The sequence below is a fragment of the Ancylomarina sp. genome (assembly GCF_041555295.1).
In the GTDB taxonomy this organism is placed as follows: domain Bacteria; phylum Bacteroidota; class Bacteroidia; order Bacteroidales; family Marinifilaceae; genus Ancylomarina.
The window spans coordinates 1-2976 of sequence record NZ_JBFFKR010000353.1 but is presented as its reverse complement, the minus strand read 5'-3'; the positions used below and the strand labels follow the sequence as shown (position 1 = coordinate 2976).

At 38.7% G+C, this 2976-nt stretch carries 2 protein-coding genes and 2 tRNA genes; all 4 read left to right on the top strand.

Annotation, left to right across the window (positions count from 1 at the left end):
* Positions 1 to 37: 37 nt before the first annotated feature.
* The 4 genes from ABY905_RS15790 (at position 38) to ABY905_RS15775 (ending at position 2757) form a co-directional block, all read left to right on the top strand.
* Positions 38 to 114 (top strand) — tRNA-Asp (locus ABY905_RS15790).
* A 50-nt stretch (positions 115 to 164) separates the two neighbouring features.
* A tRNA-Asp gene (locus ABY905_RS15785) sits at positions 165 to 241 on the top strand.
* Positions 242 to 693: 452 nt separating this feature from the next.
* Positions 694 to 1899, top strand: coding sequence for an aminotransferase class I/II-fold pyridoxal phosphate-dependent enzyme (locus tag ABY905_RS15780; protein WP_372645602.1), 1206 nt, complete (start codon positions 694 to 696; stop codon positions 1897 to 1899).
* 54 nt (positions 1900 to 1953) lie between these two features.
* Entirely contained in the window at positions 1954 to 2757 is an 804-nt protein-coding gene (locus tag ABY905_RS15775; RefSeq protein WP_372645600.1) for a DUF1338 domain-containing protein, read from the top strand.
* Positions 2758 to 2976 lie beyond the last annotated feature (219 nt).

Here is a 2976-nt window from a genome sequence, read left to right as displayed (position 1 = left end):
GATTCGTTACTCTTTAAATAAACAAATCACACATTTTGGTTTGGTAGTTCAGTTGGTTAGAATACATGCCTGTCACGCATGGGGTCGCGAGTTCGAGTCTCGTCCAGACCGCCAAAATAAGAGTTTTGATTCGTTACTCTTTAAATAAACAAATCACACATTTTGGTTTGGTAGTTCAGTTGGTTAGAATACATGCCTGTCACGCATGGGGTCGCGAGTTCGAGTCTCGTCCAGACCGCCAAAATATAAGCCTTCGATTCTTTTGAGTCGGAGGTTTTTTTTATTAAAAGATATTCCACTTATTTCTCTAGCCACAATCGTTTCAAATTTTACCATTAAGAACTCGTATAAACGAAAGCTTAACCTTCTTTAACTTGTGTTGACTCTCCTTAACTAAAGAAACAGCTATATTTGTAGTGTAGAAACAAAAGCTAATTTTTTCAAAAATTAGAGCTGAGCCAACTCCAAAAAGCTCAGTAAGTTTTTCATAGGTTAGATTTAGGTTAGTTGAAAACTCAGGTGGGGACCTGAGTTTTTTCATTTTATACCAGCCCCTCATCCCTCTCTATTATTTTTCATTAAATTCAATTTCTCTTATAAACTATTTTAAATAATTCGGACTCAAATATCTTTTATTGGATTTTATTTCCCATTTTTAATAGGAAATAATTATATACTAAGACTTTACTACAGATGAAAGATTTTAAATCCGCAGATCGTATACAGGATTTGCAATTCTTTGGAGAGTTTGGTGGCGTTAACCCTTCTATATGCGACTCATCAACCTTTACCTTTCTGCAAGCCCAAACCATGTCCGATGTATTTGAAGGGAAAAAAGAAGGATGTTACCTATACTCCCGACATTGGAATCCCAGCAATCATTACCTTTCAAAAGCCCTTGCACAAATGGAAGATACCGAAAGTGCTTTGGTTACCTCTTCGGGTATGGCGGCTATCAGTTCCACAATCATGCAAATATGCCAGGCTGGTGACGAAATTGTTTCAAGCAGAACCATCTATGGAGGAAGCTACGCCCTATTAAAAAACTTCCTGCCTAAATTCGGCATCACAACAAAATTTGTGAATACCACAAAACCTGAGGAAGTTGCCAATGCCGTCAGTAAGCGCACCAAGCTGATCTATTGCGAAACCATAAGCAATCCTCTTCTGGAAATCACCGACATTCGGGAAATGTCAAAAATAGCCAAAGCCAACAACTGCCTGCTGGTGGTTGACAATACCTTTTCCCCCCTAATTTTTACGCCGGCTCATTTGGGAGCTGATATTGTGGTTCACAGCCTGACCAAATTCATTAATGGGATGAGCGATTGTGTAGCTGGCGCGGTCTGTGCAAGCCACGAGTTTATCAATTTGCTCTACGAAGTTAGCTCAGGAGCTGCAATGCTTCTGGGCCCCGTTTTAGATACGCATCGATCTGCCAGCATTCTCAAAAACATGAGGACACTGCCGATTAGAATGCAACAACATGCCCACAACGCTTTAAGCCTGTCTGAAAAGCTGACAGCGGATGGTTACAGGATTATCTACCCGGGTTTGGATAATCATCCTCAGCACGCTCTTATAAAAGAAATATCGCATTCTAAATACGGTTCAGGCGGACTAATGGTGATCGATTTGAAAGAAAAAGAAAAGGCCGACCGATTTATGGAAAGCATGCAGGAAGCCAATGTTGGCTATCTGGCCGTTAGCCTGGGGGCATATAAAACCCTGTTTAGTGCTCCCGGTCACAGCACCTCCTCTGAAATCCCTGAAGAGGAAAGAACAATGATGGGGCTTACCCATGGACTGGTTCGTATATCAATTGGTTTAGACGATAATATCGACAGAACCTATCAAAAAATGAAACACTGTATTGAAAGCGTTCTCGCCAAAGACTAAACAAACGAACTCTAAAACGATTCTCTAATAACTAACCAAAATAATTCACACACCATGCAAATAGACGTATTCAATACCCTTTGGAAGAATTACACCTTACAAAATCCTTCAGCGCAAGCTATACACGACTTGTTTACAAAAGAAAATGAGCAAGTTATTAATGACCATATCGCTTTCAGAACTTTCGATGATCCCAGAATGAATATTAAAGTCCTATCGAAAAAATTCATTAAGCTCGGCTATGAGCAAAAAGGAGAATATAAATTTGAAGATAAACATTTGAATGCCATTCACCTTGAACATCCTACAATCGAAAATGCTCCACGCGTATTTATCTCTGAATTAATCCTATCTGAATTTTCAGAGGAATTTCAAAAGACTGTCAAAAGAAGAATCAATTCGGTAGGCAATGCCTATTATGCCGATCCCGATTTAATACATAAAGGCTGTGTTTGGGGAAAACCATCTTATGCCGATTATCAATTTCTTCGTAAAGAATCGGAATATGCCGCATGGTTATACATTCACGGTTTTAGACCCAACCATTTTACAGTGAGTATTAATGCCCTTAAGAAATACAACACCATAGAAAAGGTCAATCAATTTATTAAAGACAGTGGCTACGAAATGAATACAACAGGAGGCGAAATAAAGGGAGTTCCAGAGAGTTTCCTTCAACAGTCTTCAACTCTTGCCGAGATGATTCAAATGGAATTTGAGGAAGGAACATACGAAGTTCCTGCTTGTTTCTACGAGTTTGCTATCCGTTATCCAGACGCCAATGGTCAACTATTTTCGGGCTTTATTGCCGCTAATGCCAATAAAATATTCGACAGCACAAACTTTAGAGAGAAATAGATAACAATGATTACAAACAATGAGAAGCAAAGCTAAATATTAGGCTTTGCTTTTCTTTTTGCTAAATATTGACTCTTGTTAGCTCTTAAAAAGAATCGCACTGTTATATTTGCAGGACTAAACAACTAAATTCAACATTGTGAAAATATTACAATCTCTGCCGATATTACTATGTCTTTTTCTAGCAGCCTGTAGCCATTCAATTAAACCACTCCCTAT

Coding starts and splice junctions, on each gene's coding strand:
- ABY905_RS15775 (WP_372645600.1), top strand. CDS start 1,954: ATGCAAATAGACGTATTCAATACCCTTTGGAAGAATTACACCTTACAA.
- ABY905_RS15780 (WP_372645602.1), top strand. CDS start 694: ATGAAAGATTTTAAATCCGCAGATCGTATACAGGATTTGCAATTCTTT.